16 protein-coding genes and 1 pseudogene are annotated in these 15,772 nt (G+C 56.3%); 6 read left to right on the forward strand and 11 right to left on the reverse strand.

What is annotated here, in order from left to right:
• Positions 1-12: 12 nt before the first annotated feature.
• Complete coding sequence (locus tag SIK69_RS00450) at positions 13-2,406, forward strand: beta-N-acetylhexosaminidase (RefSeq protein WP_319785148.1); 2,394 nt, start codon at positions 13-15, stop codon at positions 2,404-2,406.
• A 48-nt stretch (positions 2,407-2,454) separates the two neighbouring features.
• On the opposite strand, the gene SIK69_RS00455 is transcribed toward SIK69_RS00450, so the two are convergent.
• The 5 genes and pseudogenes from SIK69_RS00455 to SIK69_RS00475 form a co-directional block, all read right to left on the reverse strand.
• A complete protein-coding gene (locus SIK69_RS00455) occupies positions 2,455-2,841 on the reverse strand; it encodes an enamine/imine deaminase (protein WP_319628366.1) in 387 nt (128 codons plus the stop codon).
• A 209-nt stretch (positions 2,842-3,050) separates the two neighbouring features.
• Positions 3,051-3,512 carry an aspartate carbamoyltransferase regulatory subunit gene (pyrI, locus tag SIK69_RS00460; protein WP_319628365.1) on the reverse strand — a complete coding sequence of 154 codons (462 nt, stop codon included), beginning with the start codon at positions 3,510-3,512 and terminating at the stop codon, positions 3,051-3,053.
• 11 nt (positions 3,513-3,523) lie between these two features.
• Positions 3,524-4,459 carry an aspartate carbamoyltransferase gene (gene pyrB, locus SIK69_RS00465; protein WP_319628364.1) on the reverse strand — a complete coding sequence of 312 codons (936 nt, stop codon included), beginning with the start codon at positions 4,457-4,459 and terminating at the stop codon, positions 3,524-3,526.
• Positions 4,460-4,461: 2 nt separating this feature from the next.
• Complete coding sequence (locus tag SIK69_RS00470) at positions 4,462-4,527, reverse strand: pyrBI operon leader peptide (RefSeq protein ID WP_319785281.1); 66 nt, start codon at positions 4,525-4,527, stop codon at positions 4,462-4,464.
• A gap of 5 nt (positions 4,528-4,532) precedes the next feature.
• Positions 4,533-4,625: pseudogene (locus SIK69_RS00475) on the reverse strand (pyrBI operon leader peptide); the annotation flags it as partial.
• Positions 4,626-4,793: 168 nt separating this feature from the next.
• Here SIK69_RS00475 and SIK69_RS00480 point away from each other — a divergent pair.
• Entirely contained in the window at positions 4,794-5,246 is a 453-nt protein-coding gene (locus SIK69_RS00480; RefSeq protein WP_319785149.1) for a YhcH/YjgK/YiaL family protein, read from the forward strand.
• 87 nt (positions 5,247-5,333) lie between these two features.
• Here the strand turns inward: SIK69_RS00480 and argF are convergent, their stop codons facing one another.
• Both argF and argL read right to left on the reverse strand, forming a co-directional pair.
• On the reverse strand, positions 5,334-6,341 hold the full coding sequence (gene argF, locus SIK69_RS00485; protein WP_319785150.1) for an ornithine carbamoyltransferase: 1,008 nt from the start codon (positions 6,339-6,341) through the stop codon (positions 5,334-5,336).
• Positions 6,311-6,406, reverse strand: coding sequence for a putative translational regulatory protein ArgL (argL, locus tag SIK69_RS22890; protein ID WP_374941335.1), 96 nt, complete (start codon positions 6,404-6,406; stop codon positions 6,311-6,313). Before argL ends, argF begins: the two co-directional genes overlap by 31 nt.
• 99 nt (positions 6,407-6,505) lie before the next feature.
• On the opposite strand from argL, the gene rraB reads away from it, so the two are divergent.
• On the forward strand, positions 6,506-6,931 hold the full coding sequence (rraB, locus tag SIK69_RS00490; protein WP_319785152.1) for a ribonuclease E inhibitor RraB: 426 nt from the start codon (positions 6,506-6,508) through the stop codon (positions 6,929-6,931).
• Positions 6,932-7,002: 71 nt separating this feature from the next.
• Complete coding sequence (gene miaE / locus SIK69_RS00495) at positions 7,003-7,764, forward strand: tRNA isopentenyl-2-thiomethyl-A-37 hydroxylase MiaE (protein WP_374941351.1); 762 nt, start codon at positions 7,003-7,005, stop codon at positions 7,762-7,764.
• Between the two features lie 13 nt (positions 7,765-7,777).
• Here the strand turns inward: miaE and SIK69_RS00500 are convergent, their stop codons facing one another.
• The 4 genes from SIK69_RS00500 to pepA form a co-directional block, all read right to left on the reverse strand.
• A complete protein-coding gene (locus SIK69_RS00500) occupies positions 7,778-8,281 on the reverse strand; it encodes a GNAT family N-acetyltransferase (RefSeq protein ID WP_319785153.1) in 504 nt (167 codons plus the stop codon).
• 123 nt (positions 8,282-8,404) lie between these two features.
• Positions 8,405-11,260: a valine--tRNA ligase gene (locus SIK69_RS00505; protein WP_319785154.1), complete on the reverse strand. Its 2,856-nt coding sequence runs from the start codon at positions 11,258-11,260 to the stop codon at positions 8,405-8,407.
• Positions 11,260-11,703 carry a DNA polymerase III subunit chi gene (gene holC / locus SIK69_RS00510; RefSeq protein WP_319628357.1) on the reverse strand — a complete coding sequence of 148 codons (444 nt, stop codon included), beginning with the start codon at positions 11,701-11,703 and terminating at the stop codon, positions 11,260-11,262. Before holC ends, SIK69_RS00505 begins: the two co-directional genes overlap by 1 nt.
• Before the next feature lie 76 nt (positions 11,704-11,779).
• Positions 11,780-13,291 (reverse strand): leucyl aminopeptidase, encoded by a 1,512-nt coding sequence (gene pepA, locus SIK69_RS00515; RefSeq protein WP_319785155.1) that lies wholly within the window; start codon positions 13,289-13,291, stop codon positions 11,780-11,782.
• A gap of 267 nt (positions 13,292-13,558) precedes the next feature.
• On the opposite strand from pepA, the gene lptF reads away from it, so the two are divergent.
• A complete protein-coding gene (gene lptF, locus SIK69_RS00520) occupies positions 13,559-14,659 on the forward strand; it encodes an LPS export ABC transporter permease LptF (protein WP_319628355.1) in 1,101 nt (366 codons plus the stop codon).
• Positions 14,659-15,741, forward strand: coding sequence for an LPS export ABC transporter permease LptG (gene lptG, locus SIK69_RS00525; protein WP_319628354.1), 1,083 nt, complete (start codon positions 14,659-14,661; stop codon positions 15,739-15,741). Before lptF ends, lptG begins: the two co-directional genes overlap by 1 nt.
• The last annotated feature ends 31 nt before the right edge of the window (positions 15,742-15,772 follow it).

The raw sequence follows: 15,772 nt of genomic DNA on the forward strand, positions 1-15,772 counted from the left end.
AAAGGAATCCCCATGTTTAAAACTGTGCGCTACAGCGTGTTGACGACTGGACTGTTATTGAGCGGCTTTGCGCTGGCAACGCCTGCCGGAGATTTACCCCTGATGCCCTGGCCAGCGCAGCTTGAACGCCCGGCCACCCAGGGGGCGCTGGTGCTGAATAATCAGCTGACCATCAATTTACGCGGTGACGATTTGGGCGAGGCGGTGACCCGTCTGCGTGAGCGAATTTCCCGCCAGACCGGCTGGGAAATGATGCCGCAAAACGGCCCCGCGAAAACCCCGACCATTGATATCATTATCGCCCGCAAAGTGCCCGCCGTTCCCCGACCGGACAGCGATGAAAGTTATAAGCTGGTGGTGAATGAAAGTGGGGTGAAGCTCACCGCCAACACCCGCTTTGGCGCGCTACATGGGATGGAAACCCTGCTGCAACTGATTCAGAACGGGCCGGATAACACCGCCATTCCGTATGTCACCATCGATGATGCCCCACGCTTCCCGTGGCGTGGCGTGCTGCTGGATTCTGCGCGTCACTTCCTGCCCATCGAAGATATTAAACGTCAGCTCGACGGCATGGCGGCGGCAAAACTGAACGTCTTCCACTGGCACCTGAGCGACGATCAGGGCTGGCGTTTTGCCTCGACCCGCTACCCGAAATTGCAGCAGCTGGCCAGCGACGGCAAGTTCTACACCCCGGCGCAGATGAAGGACATCGTGCGCTACGCGGCGGACCGCGGCATTCGCGTGGTGCCGGAAATCGATATGCCGGGCCATGCCTCGGCGATTGCGGTGGCCTATCCGGAACTGATGAGTGCGCCGGGCCCGTATGAAATGGAGCGCCACTGGGGGGTGCTGAAACCGGTACTCGATCCGACCAAAGACGCCACTTATAGCTTTGCCGATGCGATCATCGGCGAACTGACGGCCATCTTCCCCGATCCGTATCTGCACATCGGCGGCGATGAGGTGGATGACACCCAGTGGAAGACCAATCCGGCGATTCAAAAATTTATGCAGGACAACAAGCTGGCCGATAGTCATGCGTTGCAGGCATATTTCAACCGCAAACTGGAAACGATCCTTGAAAAACACCATCGCCAGATGGTTGGCTGGGACGAGATTTACCACCCAGATCTGCCGAAAAGTATTCTGATCCAGTCCTGGCAAGGGCAGGATGCGCTCGGCGAGGCGGCGAAAAATGGCTACAAAGGCATTCTTTCCACCGGGTTCTACCTCGATCAGCCGCAAAGTGCGGCCTATCATTATCGCAATGAAATTGTGCCGCAGGGCCTGAACGGCGTGGATAACATCAGCGATGCCGACAGCGCCCAGAGCTGGACGTTCAGCATGCCGCGCCTGAAAGGCAGCCCGGTGGAAGGCAGCTTTACCCTGGTGAAAGGCTCCCAGGAGTGGCGTGGATTTATTGATTTTAAAGGCAAATCCCGCCGTGCGGTGGGCGATATCGAATGGCTCAGCCCGGACCAGGTCACCTTCACGGTCGATACGTGGATGGGCGAAACGCGCCCGGTGCTCAGCATTCACGACGATCGGCTGAAAGGCTATTTCCTGGTGGGTAACGTCCGTTATCCGATCACCGGCGAGCGGCTGGACGACGTTCCTCCAGGCATTCAGCCGGTCGTGCCAGACGAGGCGCAACAGAAAAATCTGCTCGGGGGGGAAGCCGCGCTGTGGGCAGAAAATATCGTCGCGCCGGTGCTGGATATCCGCCTGTGGCCGCGTGGATTTGTGGTGGCGGAACGGCTGTGGTCGGCGAAGGACGTGAATGACACTGACAACATGTATCAGCGTTTACAGGCCATCGACGGCTGGTCGACGGTATCGGTTGGGCTGCAACAGCATACCCAACAGCGGGTGCAGTTTACCCGTCTGGCGAACGGCGGCAACACGTTGCCGTTGCAGATTTTAGCCCAGGCGATTGAACCGGCGCAGTACTACACCCGTCAGCATCTGAAATTCCAGGCCGGAAATTATCACCAGTTTGAGCCGCTGAACCGCTTTGCCGACGCCTTACCGGCTGAGAGCAACACCGTGCGCCATCTCAACGAGTGGGCAGATAATCTGGTCAGCGATGCGGAAGATAATGAGAGCGCCGATGCGCTGCGTCACGTCTTTACCCGCTGGCAGAACAATACCGCAGACGTGCTACTGCTGACTGACGGTAATTATCAGTTGTCGGCCATCAAACCGGTAGCGTTACAGGTGGATAAACTGGCGGCGTTGGGGCTACGGTTAACCGATCTGGTGGCGCGGCAGGGCACGCTGGATGACAAGGAATATGCGTCGATTCAGACGCAGCTTGATGAAGCGGCGAAAACCCAGGATGAAGTGGTGATTGCGGCGGTGACTCCACTGGAGACGCTGCTGCGGGCGACGCGGATCGAGTAATTTTGTTGCCATTGCCCGGTGGCTTACGCCGCCGGGCATACGTGGCGATTAACGACGAACGGCAATCGCTTCGATTTCAATCTTCACATCTTTCGGCAGACGCGCGACTTCCACACAGGAACGTGCCGGGAAGGTGGCGTTGTGCTCGGTGAAGAAAGCTTCGTAGGTGGCGTTAACGGTCGCGAAATCGTTGAGGTCTTTCACGAAAACGGTGGTTTTGACGATATCGCCTACTTTCAGGCCGGCGGCTTCAACGATAGCCTGCACGTTTTCCAGCGACTGACGCGCCTGTGCGGCAACATCTTCTGCTACGGTGCCGGTTTTCGGGCATACCGGGATCTGACCAGAAGTGATAATCATACTGCCTAAATCAACGCCCTGAACGTATGGGCCAATGGCTGCTGGTGCATTTTCCGTCGCGATTACTTTGCTCATGATGTCTCCATTTGTGACAGCGGGTTTAGGTTTCAAAATAACCGGGCCATTATATACCCTTCATACTTCAAGCTGCATCTTTGTTGGCTGCGTCCACGCACCCGAATCACTTACTCATGTAAGCTCATCGGGATACGCTACCTTGCCGCCTCGATGCAACTCGAATTATTTTGGGTCTACGGCAGCCCGGCACCTGATACCAACCTCAATTAGTTGGCCAACACCACAGTATGAGAGAACTCTTTTTCGCAGTATTTGCATTTCAGCGCGATATCATCGGCGCGTTTTTTGACGCTAAAGCTGGATGAGACCGGCTCCGCGTGGCTGATACAGTTGCTGTTCGGGCACACCAGCACGCTTTCAAAACGCGCCGGCAGGCTCGGACGGGATTTGCCCACCACTTCATACTCGTCGATGCGGTTCACCGTGGCCTCAGGCGCATACAGCGACAGCTGGTTGACCTGCTCGTCGGTCAGGAACGTATTCTCGATTTTGATCAAATCCTTACGGCCCATTTCGCCCGACGGCAGATTCAGACCGATGGTGATGCGTTGATCGGTTTCGGTCAGTTTGAACAGCGTCAGCAGTTTAAAGCCGATTTGCGCCGGAATATGGTCAATTACCGTGCCGCGTTTGATGGCTTCTACCTGAAGTTTATTATCGTGTGTCATCGTCATTCCCCTTACAGTGCCAGGTCGCTGTTCAGAACCAGCGCCAGTAACGCCTGGCGCGCGAAGATGCCGTTCCCGGCCTGCTGGAAGTACCAGGCGTGCGGGGTTTTATCGACATCGGTGGTGATTTCATCAATGCGCGGCAGCGGGTGCAGCACCTTCATGTTGCTGCGAGCGCCTTCGAGGTCCGCCGCACGCAGGACAAATTGCGCTTTCACGTTGGCGTATTCGGACGGGTCCAGGCGCTCTTTCTGCACCCGGGTCATGTACAGAATATCCACTTCTGCCATCACTTCCTCAATGGTGCCGTGCAGGCTCCAGGCAATGCCTTTCTCATCAAGCATATCGAGAATGTACTGCGGCATCGCCAGCGCGTCCGGGGCAATAAAGTAGAAGCGGTTACCGTTAAATTTGGCCAGCGCCTGGGTCAGCGAGTGTACGGTGCGACCGTATTTCAGGTCACCCACCATCGCGATGCTGAGGTTTTCCAGTCGGCCCTGGGTTTCCTGAATGGTGAACAGGTCGAGCAGGGTTTGCGTCGGATGCTGGTTCGCGCCATCCCCGGCGTTAAGCACCGGCACGTTACCGGAAAATTCGGTCGCCAGACGCGCCGCGCCTTCCTGCGGGTGACGCATCACAATCGCATCCACATAGGTGCTGATCACCGAAATAGTATCGGCCAGGGTTTCGCCTTTTTTGCCCAGCGAGGTGTTGGCGCTGTCCGAGAAGCCAACCACGCTAGCGCCTAGGCGATGCATCGAGGTTTCAAACGACAGACGGGTACGGGTGGAGGCTTCAAAGAAGCAGCTGGCGATGACCTTATGCTTCAGCAGTTCGGGCTGCGGGTGCGCTTTCAGTTTGGCGGCAGTCGCCAGCACCAGTTCAAGGTCTTCGCGGCTGAGATCGTTTATGGAAATGATATGTTTTTGATATAGCGGGTTAGCCATTGTTATCTCCTGACGCCTGGGCAAAAAAAAAGCCCCTTAAAAAGGGGCTCTTGAATTTGGTGATGCAACGGAAGAAAAACGGCAGGCCAGCGTCTGTTTTCAGACGCGGTAAGACAGAATGTCGAACGCAGTTGACCATGCTTCCTCCCGGCAAATCGGCTGGCATTATACGCAGCTGTGCGTGCGGATCAAGCGATTCGTTCACAGACAGGGAAACGTTTGCCTGGGAATAATTTGCGTCACTCCAAATATCCCTAAAAAAGAAGTGGTATGGCGCACCGATTGCGGGTATAAAAATTCAAAATGAAACATTGTTTTATATTTGGAGGTTTTTATGATCGCCGGAAATATTCACCATCTGCATAGCTGGCTGCCGCAGGAACTGCGTGAGGCCATTGAACACGTTAAAGCTCATGTCACCGATGCCACGCCGCTGGGTAAGCATGACATCGACGGTGACCGTCTGTTTTATCTGATTTCAGAAGACACTACCGAGCCGCTTGCCGCGCGCCGCGCCGAGTATCACGCGCGCTATCTGGATATTCAAATTATCCTCAAAGGCCAGGAAGGAATGACTTTCAGCACCCAACCGGCGGGCACCCCGGACACCGACTGGCTGGCGGATAAAGACATCGCGTTTCTGCCGGAAGGGGTGCAGGAAAAAACCGTGGTGCTAAGCGAAGGGGATTTCGTGGTGTTTTACCCAGGCGAAGTGCATAAGCCGCTGTGCGCCGTGGGCACGCCTGCGAAAGTGCGCAAGGCGGTGGTGAAGATGTTGGTCGACTAATCGTTGGTTAATGCCCGGTGGCGCTGCGCTGACCTACGTACGTTTTGTAGGCCTGGCAAGCAACGCGCCGCCGGGCATATCCAGGGATTACCCCTGACTCAGCGTCGCCACCATTACGGCTTTAATGGTGTGCATCCGGTTTTCCGCCTGATCAAAAACGATGCTGGCTTTTGACTCAAACACCTCGTCTGTGACTTCCATTCCACCGTGTAAACCGTACTCCTCGGCCATCTGTTTACCCAGCGTGGTCTGGTCGTCATGGAAGGCGGGCAGGCAGTGCAGGAACTTCACCTGAGGGTTGCCGGTGAGGTTCAGCATCTGTTTATTCACCTGGTAGTCACGTAGCAGCCCGATACGCTCGGCCCATTTTGACTTCGCTTCCCCCATCGACACCCACACATCGGTGTAGATGAAATCGGCATTTTTGACCCCGGCGGCAACGTCTTCTGTCAGGGTAATATCGCCGCCGTTTTTCTGCGCCAGCGCTTTGCATTCGGCGACCAGACTGGCGTCAGGCCAGCAGCTTTTTGGCGCGACCAGACGCAAATCCAGCCCCGTTAGCGCAGCCGCTTCCAGCATCGAATTACCCATGTTGTTACGCGCATCCCCGGCATACACCAGCGTCATCTCATTGAACGCTTTGCCGGGCAGGTGCTCCTGCATGGTCAGCAAATCGGCCAGCAGCTGCGTCGGGTGGAACGCGTTGGTCAGGCCGTTCCACACCGGAACGCCCGCGTACTGCGCCAGCGTCTCCACCACTTCCTGGCCGTGGCCGCGATACTGAATACCGTCATACATCCGGCCCAGTACCCGAGCGGTGTCTTTAATCGACTCTTTGTGGCCAATCTGGCTGCCGCTTGAGCCGAGGTAGGTGACGCGTGCGCCCTGATCGTATGCGGCAACTTCGAAAGAGCATCGGGTGCGGGTCGAGTCTTTTTCGAAGATGAGCGCGATGTTTTTGCCGGTCAGTTTGGGCACTTCATTGCCGTTCTTTTTATCGGCTTTAAGCTGTGCGGCCAGCGTCAGCAGGTGAGTGAGTTGAGCAGGTGTAAAATCGAGTAATTTCAAAAAGTGATTCTGGTATAACGCAGACATTTTTCCCTCTCATGGCATAGGCCACTTATTGAATTAAAATTCAATTTATATGTATGAATATTCATTTGCAACCCCGTTTCACAATTCTTTCGCGGAAAGGTGGAGGCATTGACTGCGGTATGTGAAAATAGAAGTATCTGCCGAACATCATTGAGGAACGAGCTATGGCAAACCCGGAGCACCTGGAAGAGCAGCGCGAAGAAACGCGTCTGATTATTGAAGAGTTACTGGAAGATGGCAGCGATCCGGACGCGCTGTACACCATCGAGCACCACTTCTCGGCGGACGATTTCGAAACGCTGGAAAAAGTAGCGGTAGAAGTCTTCAAACTGGGTTACGAAGTGACCGAGCCGGAAGAGCTGGAAGTGGAAGAGGGCGGCGAAGTGGTTATCTGCTGCGACGCACTCAGCGAATGTGCGCTCAACCCGGAGCTTATCGACTCGCAGGTAGAACAGCTGATGAACGTGGCTGAGAAGTTCGGCGTGGAATATGACGGCTGGGGCACCTACTTCGAAGATCCTAACGGGGAAGGCGAAGAAGGCGATGACGAAGACTACATCGATGAAGATGACGACGGCGTTCGCCACTAAGTTTTGACTGATGTAATGACCGATGCGGCAGAGCCTTCTGCCGCATCCTTTTATGAGACCGCGCAGCACACATGAATTACCCGCAGATACTCGCTCCCGTTTTAACCTTTCTTCAGTGCCCAACTCCGCAGGCGTGGATAGACCAGGCCCGTTCCCCTGAACATCTTCCCCTGTTGCTGACCGACCATCTGGTGTGCGAGCTGAAAGCCGCGCAGACCGCGATGCTGCTGGTGCGTAAATACGTCGCCGACAAAGAGGGGGCCGAGTCGCTGCTGGCAGGGTTGCAGCCCTATGAAGCCTTCGCTTTTCGCGGCGGCCCGGAGCCCGATTTTGTTGCGCTGCAAAAGCAGATTAGCAAAAGCGTGATGCCCCAAACCGACGACCCGTGGGGCCGACAGCTTATCGACCGCATGGTGCTGCTCATCAAAGAGGAACTGCACCACTTCTGCCAGGTGCGGGAGATCATGCAGGCCCGCGACATTCCGTACGTGAAAATCACCGCCAGCCGCTATGCCAAAGGGATGCTGAAAGAGGTGCGCACCCACGAACCGTTAACGCTTATCGATAAGCTGATTTGTGGGGCATACATCGAAGCGCGTTCCTGCGAGCGATTTGCCGCCCTTGCACCGTATCTGGATGAAGACTTGCAGACGTTTTATCTGTCGCTGTTGCGCTCCGAGGCACGCCATTATCAGGATTACCTGACGCTGGCGCAGCAGGTGTCTGACGAAGACATCACCCCGCGGGTGCGTTTATTTGGCGAGGTCGAAGCGGGGCTGATTTCAACCCCGGATGCAGAGTTTCGTTTTCATAGCGGGATCCCCTCTGCGTAAAGAGAGGGAATGATTACAGCACCTTCAGCATCCGGACTTCGCAATCGACGTGGCCGGTACAGCCCAACGGGCCGTCGATATGCTCAAAGCCGAGGTGCTCATACAGCGCAATGGCTTCTTTCAGAAACGCGGTGGTTTCCAGATAGCAGCGGGTAAAACCGTGCTTCCGGGCGTGATCAATCGCCATCAGCGCCAATTTTTTAGCCATGCCTTTTCCGCGAGCCTCAGGCAGAAAATACATTTTTTGCAGTTCGCAAATATCCGGCTCGCTACAGGTTAACGGTGCCACGCCGCCGCCGCCCACCACGTTCCCGTCCAGTTCAATCACCCAATAAGCGTGCCCCGGCTGGCTATAGAGTTGATACAGCTCATCCAGATTCGGGTCAGCCACGGTATAGCCTTTATCGGCGGTCAGGCCATATTCGGCAGAGACCTGACGAATGACGCGGGCAATCGCCGGGTTGTCCTCGGCAGTCAGTCGACGCAGTGTCGTTGCGGCTTCGGTCATCACGTTCATAGCTTTACTCAAGAAAAAAAATGACAGTTAACGCTGTTAATAACATTGCAGAAAAAGCAGTGCAAGCGAGGATATTTCAGGAAGGAGACCCCTTACGCGCTGCCGCGTAAGGGGGAGGAGGGATTACAGCGCAGCAATCACCGCTTGTTGCTCGATGATCTTGGCTTTCGCTTCTGCGTAGCCGTCCAGTTTCTCACGTTCTTTAGCGATAACCGCTTCCGGGGCACGCGCCACGAAACCTTCGTTGGAGAGCTTGCTTTCGATGCGGCTAATTTCACCTTCGATTTTCGCCACTTCTTTCGCCAGACGCGCCAGCTCATCTTCTTTGTTGATGAGGCCAGCCATCGGGATCAGCAGCTCTGCGCCGTCGATGATTTTGGTCACGGAGACGGGACCTTTCTCCTCGGCTGCCAGCACGATGATGCTGTCCAGACGCGCCAGCGTTTGCAGGAAGCCACGATTGTCGTTCACACGACGCTCCGCGTCTTTGCTGCAACCACGCAGCAGCAGTTCCAGCGGTTTGCCTGGAGAGATGTTCATCTCCGCGCGAATGTTACGCACCGCGATGATCGCCTGCTTCAGCCATTCGGTATCGGCCAGCGCGGCTTCATCCACCTGAGCGGCATCGAATGCCGGGAACGGTTGAAGCATGATGGTGTCGGCAGAAATACCGGCGATAACCTTCACTCGCTGCCAGATGGTTTCAGTGATGAATGGAATGATCGGATGCGCAATACGCAGCAGACCTTCCAGCACCGTCACCAGCGTATGGCGAGTGCCACGCAGTTCCGCTTCTGTTCCACCGGTCATGACAGGCTTGGTCAGCTCAAGATACCAGTCACAGAACTGGTTCCAGGTGAACTCATACAGGATGCCTGCCGCGATATCGAAGCGGAAGTTATCCAGCGCGTCACGGTACGCTTTAATGGTCTGGTTGAACTCGGCGAGGATCCAGCGATCGGCCAGCGACAGCGTCATTTCGCCACCGTTGAAGCCGCAATCCTGGTCTTCAGTGTTCATCAGCACAAAGCGGCTGGCGTTCCACAGCTTATTACAGAAGTTACGGTAACCTTCCAGACGCTTCATATCCCAGTTGATGTCGCGACCGGTCGAAGCCAGTGCCGCCAGGGTGAAGCGCAGGGCGTCGGTGCCGTGCGGCTCGATGCCGTCCGGGAATTGCTTCTCGGTGCGCTTGGCGATTTTCTCGGCCAGCTGCGGCTGCATCATGTTGCCGGTACGTTTCTCCAACAGGTCTGCCAACGAAATCCCGTCGACCATATCCAGTGGGTCAATGACGTTGCCCTTGGATTTGGACATCTTCTGGCCTTCGTCATCACGAATCAGACCGGTCATGTAGATGGTCTTGAACGGGATCTGCGGCTTGCCGTCTTCATCTTTGATGAAGTGCATGGTCATCATGATCATGCGGGCAATCCAGAAGAAGATGATGTCGAAGCCGGAGACCATCACGCTGGTCGGGTGGAACTGACGCAGTGCGTCGGTATTTTCCGGCCAGCCCAGCGTTGAGAAGGTCCACAGCGCGGAGGAGAACCAGGTGTCGAGCACGTCTTCGTCCTGGCGCAGCGCCACGTCAGCGCCGAGGTTATTTTCCTGACGCACTTCGTCTTCGGTGCGGCCAACGAACACATTGCCTTCGTTGTCGTACCACGCCGGGATGCGGTGACCCCACCACAGCTGACGGGAAATACACCAGTCCTGAATATCACGCATCCAGGAGAAATACATGTTTTCGTACTGCTTCGGCACGAACTGGATGTCGCCGTTCTCAACCGCTTCAACCGCCGGTTTCGCCAGCACGTCGGCACGCACGTACCACTGGTCGGTCAGCATCGGTTCGATAACCACGCCGCCACGATCGCCGTACGGCACGGTCAGGTCGTGAGGTTTGATTTCTTCGAGCAGGCCGAGGGCATCAATGGCAGCTACCACCGCTTTACGCGCGGCGAAACGCTCCAGATTCTGGAATTCAGCCGGGATGTCAGCGGAGTAAACGTCAGACTCTTCACCTTTGGTGTCGAACACCTGCGCGCTTTCGCGGATATCGCCGTCGAAGGTCAGGATGTTGATCATCGGCAGGGCGTGACGTTTCCCGACTTCGTAGTCGTTAAAGTCATGCGCCGGGGTGATTTTCACGCAGCCGGTGCCTTTTTCCATGTCGGCGTGTTCGTCGCCCACGACAGGAATACGGCGGTTCACCAGCGGCAGCAGCACGAATTTGCCGATCAGATCTTTATAACGCGGATCTTCCGGGTTGACGGCCACGCCGGTATCACCCAGCAGGGTTTCCGGACGGGTGGTCGCTACCACTAAGTAATCTTTGCCATCGGCGGTTTTCGCGCCGTCAGCCAGCGGATAGCGGATGTGCCACATCGAGCCTTTAGACTCGCGGTTTTCCACTTCCAGGTCAGAAATCGCGGTACGCAGTTTCGGGTCCCAGTTGACCAGACGCTTACCACGATAGATCAAATCTTCCTGATACAGGCGGACGAAGACTTCTTTCACGGCATTGGAAAGACCTTCATCCATAGTGAAACGCTCGCGCTCCCAGTCTACGGAGTTACCGAGACGGCGCATCTGGCGGGTAATGGTGCCGCCGGATTCGGCTTTCCACTGCCAGATTTTATCGATAAAGGCTTCGCGACCGTAGTCGTGACGGGTTTTACCTTCTTCAGCGGCAATTTTACGTTCAACCACCATCTGGGTAGCGATACCCGCGTGGTCCGTCCCGGCCTGCCACAGGGTATTTTTACCCTGCATACGCTGGTAGCGGATCATCGTATCCATGATGGTTTGCTGGAAGGCATGACCCATATGCAAACTGCCGGTGACGTTCGGCGGCGGGATCATGATGCAGAAGCTTTCCTGGCTTTCATCACCATTCGGTTTGAAATAGCCCTGCTTTTCCCAGTGCTCGTAAAGCGGCTGTTCGATATCTTGTGGGTTATATGTCTTTTCCATTATTTCCAGGTTGCCGTATTCAGGTTAAAACCAGCCATGCGGTACGCTTTATAGCGATCGCGCGCCAGTTGTTTCAAAGAGTCTTCGTGAGGAACGAAGTCTATCACTTCTGTGAAAGCGGTGGCAAAATCTGCAAAGCCGACGCGCAGGCTTATCAGGATATCCCGCGGGCTGCTGTTACGCTTTTGCGGCCAGGCAATTTCCACCGGCGCACCGCCGCGTGGGCCTTCACCCGACAGATTATGCGGCACGAAGCTTTCCGGTGGCCGCGACCATAGCGCCTCATCGAGGCGAATGGCCTGCTTCTCATCTTCACAGGCAATCAGAATGCGCTTGCCCGCCCGCCACCTGTCCGCCGCCAGTTCACACACCAGCTGCTCCACGGCGCTTAAGCCGTCGGCGGTGTTGTCGTTGTCGAGCAGGTAGAACGTCGCATTCTTCATAATATGGGGCTTCTTATCGTGGATTTAAACCAATCCGGTAGGCCCGGCAGCAACGTACTGCCGGGCAACAACTTTCTTACTCTTCGCCGCTAAAACCGGCGCGATTCAGCAGGAACTGAGACAGCAGGGCGACCGGACGACCGGTTGCGCCTTTGGCTTTACCAGAACGCCATGCGGTCCCGGCGATGTCGAGGTGTGCCCAGTTGTACTTGCGGGCAAAGCGCGACAGGAAGCAGCCCGCGGTAATGGCCCCGCCAGGACGGCCTCCGATGTTCGCCATATCCGCAAAGTTGGTTTCCAGCTGTTCCTGATACTCGTCGCCGAGCGGCAGACGCCACGCGCGGTCACCGGCCTGTTCGGACGCGCCGATCAGCTCATGCGCCAGCGGGTTGTGGTTCGACATCAGGCCGGTAATGTGATGGCCGAGGGCAATCACACAGGCCCCGGTCAGGGTCGCCACGTCGATAACCGCTTCCGGCTCGAAGCGTTCCACGTAGGTCAGCACGTCACACAGCACCAGACGCCCTTCGGCATCGGTGTTCAGCACTTCCACGGTCTGGCCAGACATGGTGGTCAGTACGTCGCCCGGACGATAGGCGCGTCCGCCAGGCATGTTTTCACAGCCCGCCAGAATGCCGACCACGTTCAGCGGCAGCTGAAGTTCAGCCACCATGCGCATCACGCCGTACACCGCGGCTGCCCCGCACATGTCGTACTTCATCTCGTCCATGCCTTCGGCAGGCTTGATGGAGATCCCGCCGGAGTCGAAGGTCAGGCCTTTCCCGACCAGCACAATCGGACGGGCATCTTCGGACGGATTACCTTTGTACTCAATGACCGACATCAGGGATTCGTTCTGCGAGCCGTTGCCGACCGCCAGATAGGAATGCATCCCCAGCTCGCGCATCTGCTGTTCACCGATCACGCGGGTAACGACGTTCTTGCTGTAGGAATCCGCCAGCTGGCGTGCCTGCGAGGCGAGATAGCCTGCGTTACAGATGTTCGGCGGCATATTGCCGAGATCTTTCGCGGCTTTAATGCCCGCGGCAATCGCCAGACCGTGCTGGATAGCGCGCTCGCCGCTGGTCAGTTCACGACGCGTTGGCACGTTGAACACCATTTTACGCAGCGGGCGGCGCGGCTCGCTTTTGTTGGTTTTCAACTGGTCGAAGCTGTACAGCGTCTCTTTGGCGGTCTCAACCGCCTGGCGTACTTTCCAGTAATTGTTGCGGCCTTTGACGTGCAGCTCTGTCAGGAAGCAAACCGCTTCCATTGAGCCGGTGTCATTCAGCGTATTAATCGTTTTCTGGATAACTTGCTTATACTGACGCTCATCAAGCTCGCGTTCTTTACCGCAGCCAATCAGCAGAATGCGCTCGGAGAGCACGTTCGGCACGTGGTGCAGCAGCAGAGTTTGGCCAGGTTTGCCTTCCAGCTCGCCACGGCGCAGCAGGGCGCTGATATAGCCGTCGCTTATCTTATCGAGTTGTTCTGCGATCGGGGACAGACGGCGTGGTTCAAAGACGCCAACAACGATACAGGCACTCCGTTGTTTCTCCGGGCTACCGCTTTTTACACTGAACTCCATGCACTACGCTCCTGAATCTTAAAGACAACGGCGGTGGCTACGGATAGAATTGCAAGCTTTCGTAACTCATGTCCGCTGTTGCGGTGACTTCGTGTTAATCTTAACGATATCGCGATGTTGGCTCGTCAGAACCGGGTCTGAAACGTAAAGCCGCTGAGTCTTCTAATCTTAGCGATGTTTTCGACGACTCAAGAGAATAAATGACGTTTAAGCCATGAAACAAGCAATTTTCCTGCAATAAGACAGGTTTTAACGGGCGTATTTATAGTGATAATCATAAGATATCTGGTGCGGGAGACGCTGAAAAGCCAGCTGGCGATCCTCTTCATCCTGCTTCTGATTTTTTTCTGTCAGAAACTGGTCAGGATCCTCGGCGCTGCGGTGGACGGTGAAATCCCCACGAACCTCGTGCTGTCCCTGCTGGGACTCGGGGTGCCAGAAATGGCGCAACTTATTCTGCCCCTCAGTCTGTTCCTCGGCCTGTTGATGACGTTGGGCAAACTCTACACCGAAAGTGAAATTACGGTGATGCACGCGTGCGGCCTGAGTAAAGCCGTGCTGGTGAAAGCCGCGATGATCCTCGCGCTGTTCACCGCCATTGTGGCTGCGGTCAACGTGATGTGGGCCGGGCCGTGGTCCTCACGCCATCAGGACGAAGTCTTAGCCGAAGCCAAAGCCAACCCGGGCATGGCGGCGCTGGCCCAGGGCCAGTTCCAGCAGGCCAGCGATGGCAGCTCGGTGCTGTTTATCGAAGGGGTGAGCGGCAGCGAATTCCATGATGTGTTCATGGCGCAAATCCGCCCTAACGGCAACGCGCGTCCGTCCGTGGTCGTCGCCGACTCCGGGCATCTCTCCCAGCGTAAAGATGGCGCTCAGGTAGTGAACCTCAATCAGGGCACCCGCTTTGAGGGCACCGCAATGCTGCGTGATTTCCGCATCACCGATTTTAAAGATTACCAGGCGATTATCGGTCATCAGACCGTGGCCCTCGATCCGAACGATACCGAACAGATGAGCATGACCGCGCTGTGGAATGCCGACACGTCGAAGGCCCGCGCCGAACTGCACTGGCGTCTGACGCTGGTCGCGACGGTGTTTATCATGGCGCTGATGGTGGTTCCGTTGAGCGTGGTCAATCCGCGTCAGGGGCGCGTGCTGTCGATGCTGCCTGCAATGCTGCTGTATCTGGTGTTCTTCCTGGTGCAGACCTCGCTCAAATCCAACGGCGGCAAAGGCAAAATTGACCCGACGATGTGGATGTGGGCGATCAACCTGCTCTACTTTGCGTTGGCGGTGGGGCTGAACCTTTGGGATACGATACCGATGCGCCGCCTTCGGGAACGGATTAGCGGGAAAGGAGCGGTATAATGCAGCTATTTGGCGTACTCGACCGCTATATCGGTAAAACCATTTTCACCACCATCATGATGACCCTGTTCATGCTGGTGTCGCTCTCGGGCATCATCAAGTTTGTCGACCAGCTGAAAAAAGCCGGGCAGGGCAGCTATGACGCGCTGGGCGCAGGCATGTATACCCTGCTCAGCATTCCAAAAGACGTGCAAATTTTCTTCCCGATGGCAGCGCTGCTTGGCGCGCTGTTGGGCTTAGGGATGCTGGCGCAGCGTAGCGAACTGGTGGTCATGCAGGCGTCCGGTTTCACCCGTATGCAGGTGGCGATGGCGGTGATGAAAACCGCGATTCCGCTGGTGCTGCTGACGATGGCTATCGGCGAATGGGTTGCCCCGCAGGGCGAACAGATGGCACGTAACCTGCGTGCGCAGGCGATGTACGGCGGTTCGCTGCTGTCTACCCAGCAAGGCATGTGGGCGAAAGACGGCAATAATTACATCTACATCGAACGCATCAAAGGCGACGATGAACTCGGTGGCATCAGCATCTACAGCTTCAACGACAAGCGTCGTTTGCAGTCGGTGCGCTACGCCGCCTCGGCGAAATTTGATAAAGACGCCAAAACCTGGCGGCTGTCGCAGGTGGATGAATCTAACCTGACCGATCCGAAGCAGGTCACTGGTTCACAGACTGTCAGCGGCACCTGGAAAACCAACCTCACCCCGGACAAACTGGGCGTGGTGGCACTGGACCCGGATGCGCTGTCGATTAGCGGCCTGCACAACTACGTGAAGTATCTCAAGTCCAGCGGCCAGGACGCCGGGCGCTACCAGCTGAACATGTGGAGTAAAATCTTCCAGCCGATGTCGGTAGCGGTGATGATGCTGATGGCGCTGTCGTTCATCTTCGGCCCGCTGCGGAGCGTGGCGATGGGTGTGCGGGTGGTAACGGGGATAAGTTTCGGCTTCGTGTTCTACGTCCTCGACCAGATCTTCGGCCCGCTGACCCTGGTGTACGGCATTCCGCCGATTGTCGGGGCGCTGCTGCCAAGTGCCAGCTTCTTCCTGATTAGCCTGTGGCTGATGACGCGTAAAGCGTAATCCACTCGAGCGCCCGGCGGCGCAAGCGTAG

This window comes from Scandinavium lactucae (assembly GCF_033843265.1).
Taxonomy (GTDB): domain Bacteria; phylum Pseudomonadota; class Gammaproteobacteria; order Enterobacterales; family Enterobacteriaceae; genus Scandinavium; species Scandinavium lactucae.

What these genes read in the sequence shown, in the direction of transcription:
- SIK69_RS00450 (WP_319785148.1), top strand. Translation starts at nt 13, where the DNA reads ATGTTTAAAACTGTGCGCTACAGCGTGTTGACGACTGGACTGTTATTG.
- SIK69_RS00455 (WP_319628366.1), bottom strand. Translation starts at nt 2,841, where the DNA reads ATGAGCAAAGTAATCGCGACGGAAAATGCACCAGCAGCCATTGGCCCA.
- pyrI (WP_319628365.1), bottom strand. Translation starts at nt 3,512, where the DNA reads ATGACACACGATAATAAACTTCAGGTAGAAGCCATCAAACGCGGCACG.
- pyrB (WP_319628364.1), bottom strand. Translation starts at nt 4,459, where the DNA reads ATGGCTAACCCGCTATATCAAAAACATATCATTTCCATAAACGATCTC.
- SIK69_RS00480 (WP_319785149.1), top strand. Translation starts at nt 4,794, where the DNA reads ATGATCGCCGGAAATATTCACCATCTGCATAGCTGGCTGCCGCAGGAA.
- argF (WP_319785150.1), bottom strand. Translation starts at nt 6,341, where the DNA reads ATGTCTGCGTTATACCAGAATCACTTTTTGAAATTACTCGATTTTACA.
- argL (WP_374941335.1), bottom strand. Translation starts at nt 6,406, where the DNA reads ATGAATATTCATACATATAAATTGAATTTTAATTCAATAAGTGGCCTA.
- rraB (WP_319785152.1), top strand. Translation starts at nt 6,506, where the DNA reads ATGGCAAACCCGGAGCACCTGGAAGAGCAGCGCGAAGAAACGCGTCTG.
- miaE (WP_374941351.1), top strand. Translation starts at nt 7,003, where the DNA reads ATGAATTACCCGCAGATACTCGCTCCCGTTTTAACCTTTCTTCAGTGC.
- SIK69_RS00500 (WP_319785153.1), bottom strand. Translation starts at nt 8,281, where the DNA reads ATGAACGTGATGACCGAAGCCGCAACGACACTGCGTCGACTGACTGCC.
- SIK69_RS00505 (WP_319785154.1), bottom strand. Translation starts at nt 11,260, where the DNA reads ATGGAAAAGACATATAACCCACAAGATATCGAACAGCCGCTTTACGAG.
- holC (WP_319628357.1), bottom strand. Translation starts at nt 11,703, where the DNA reads ATGAAGAATGCGACGTTCTACCTGCTCGACAACGACAACACCGCCGAC.
- pepA (WP_319785155.1), bottom strand. Translation starts at nt 13,291, where the DNA reads ATGGAGTTCAGTGTAAAAAGCGGTAGCCCGGAGAAACAACGGAGTGCC.
- lptG (WP_319628354.1), top strand. Translation starts at nt 14,659, where the DNA reads ATGCAGCTATTTGGCGTACTCGACCGCTATATCGGTAAAACCATTTTC.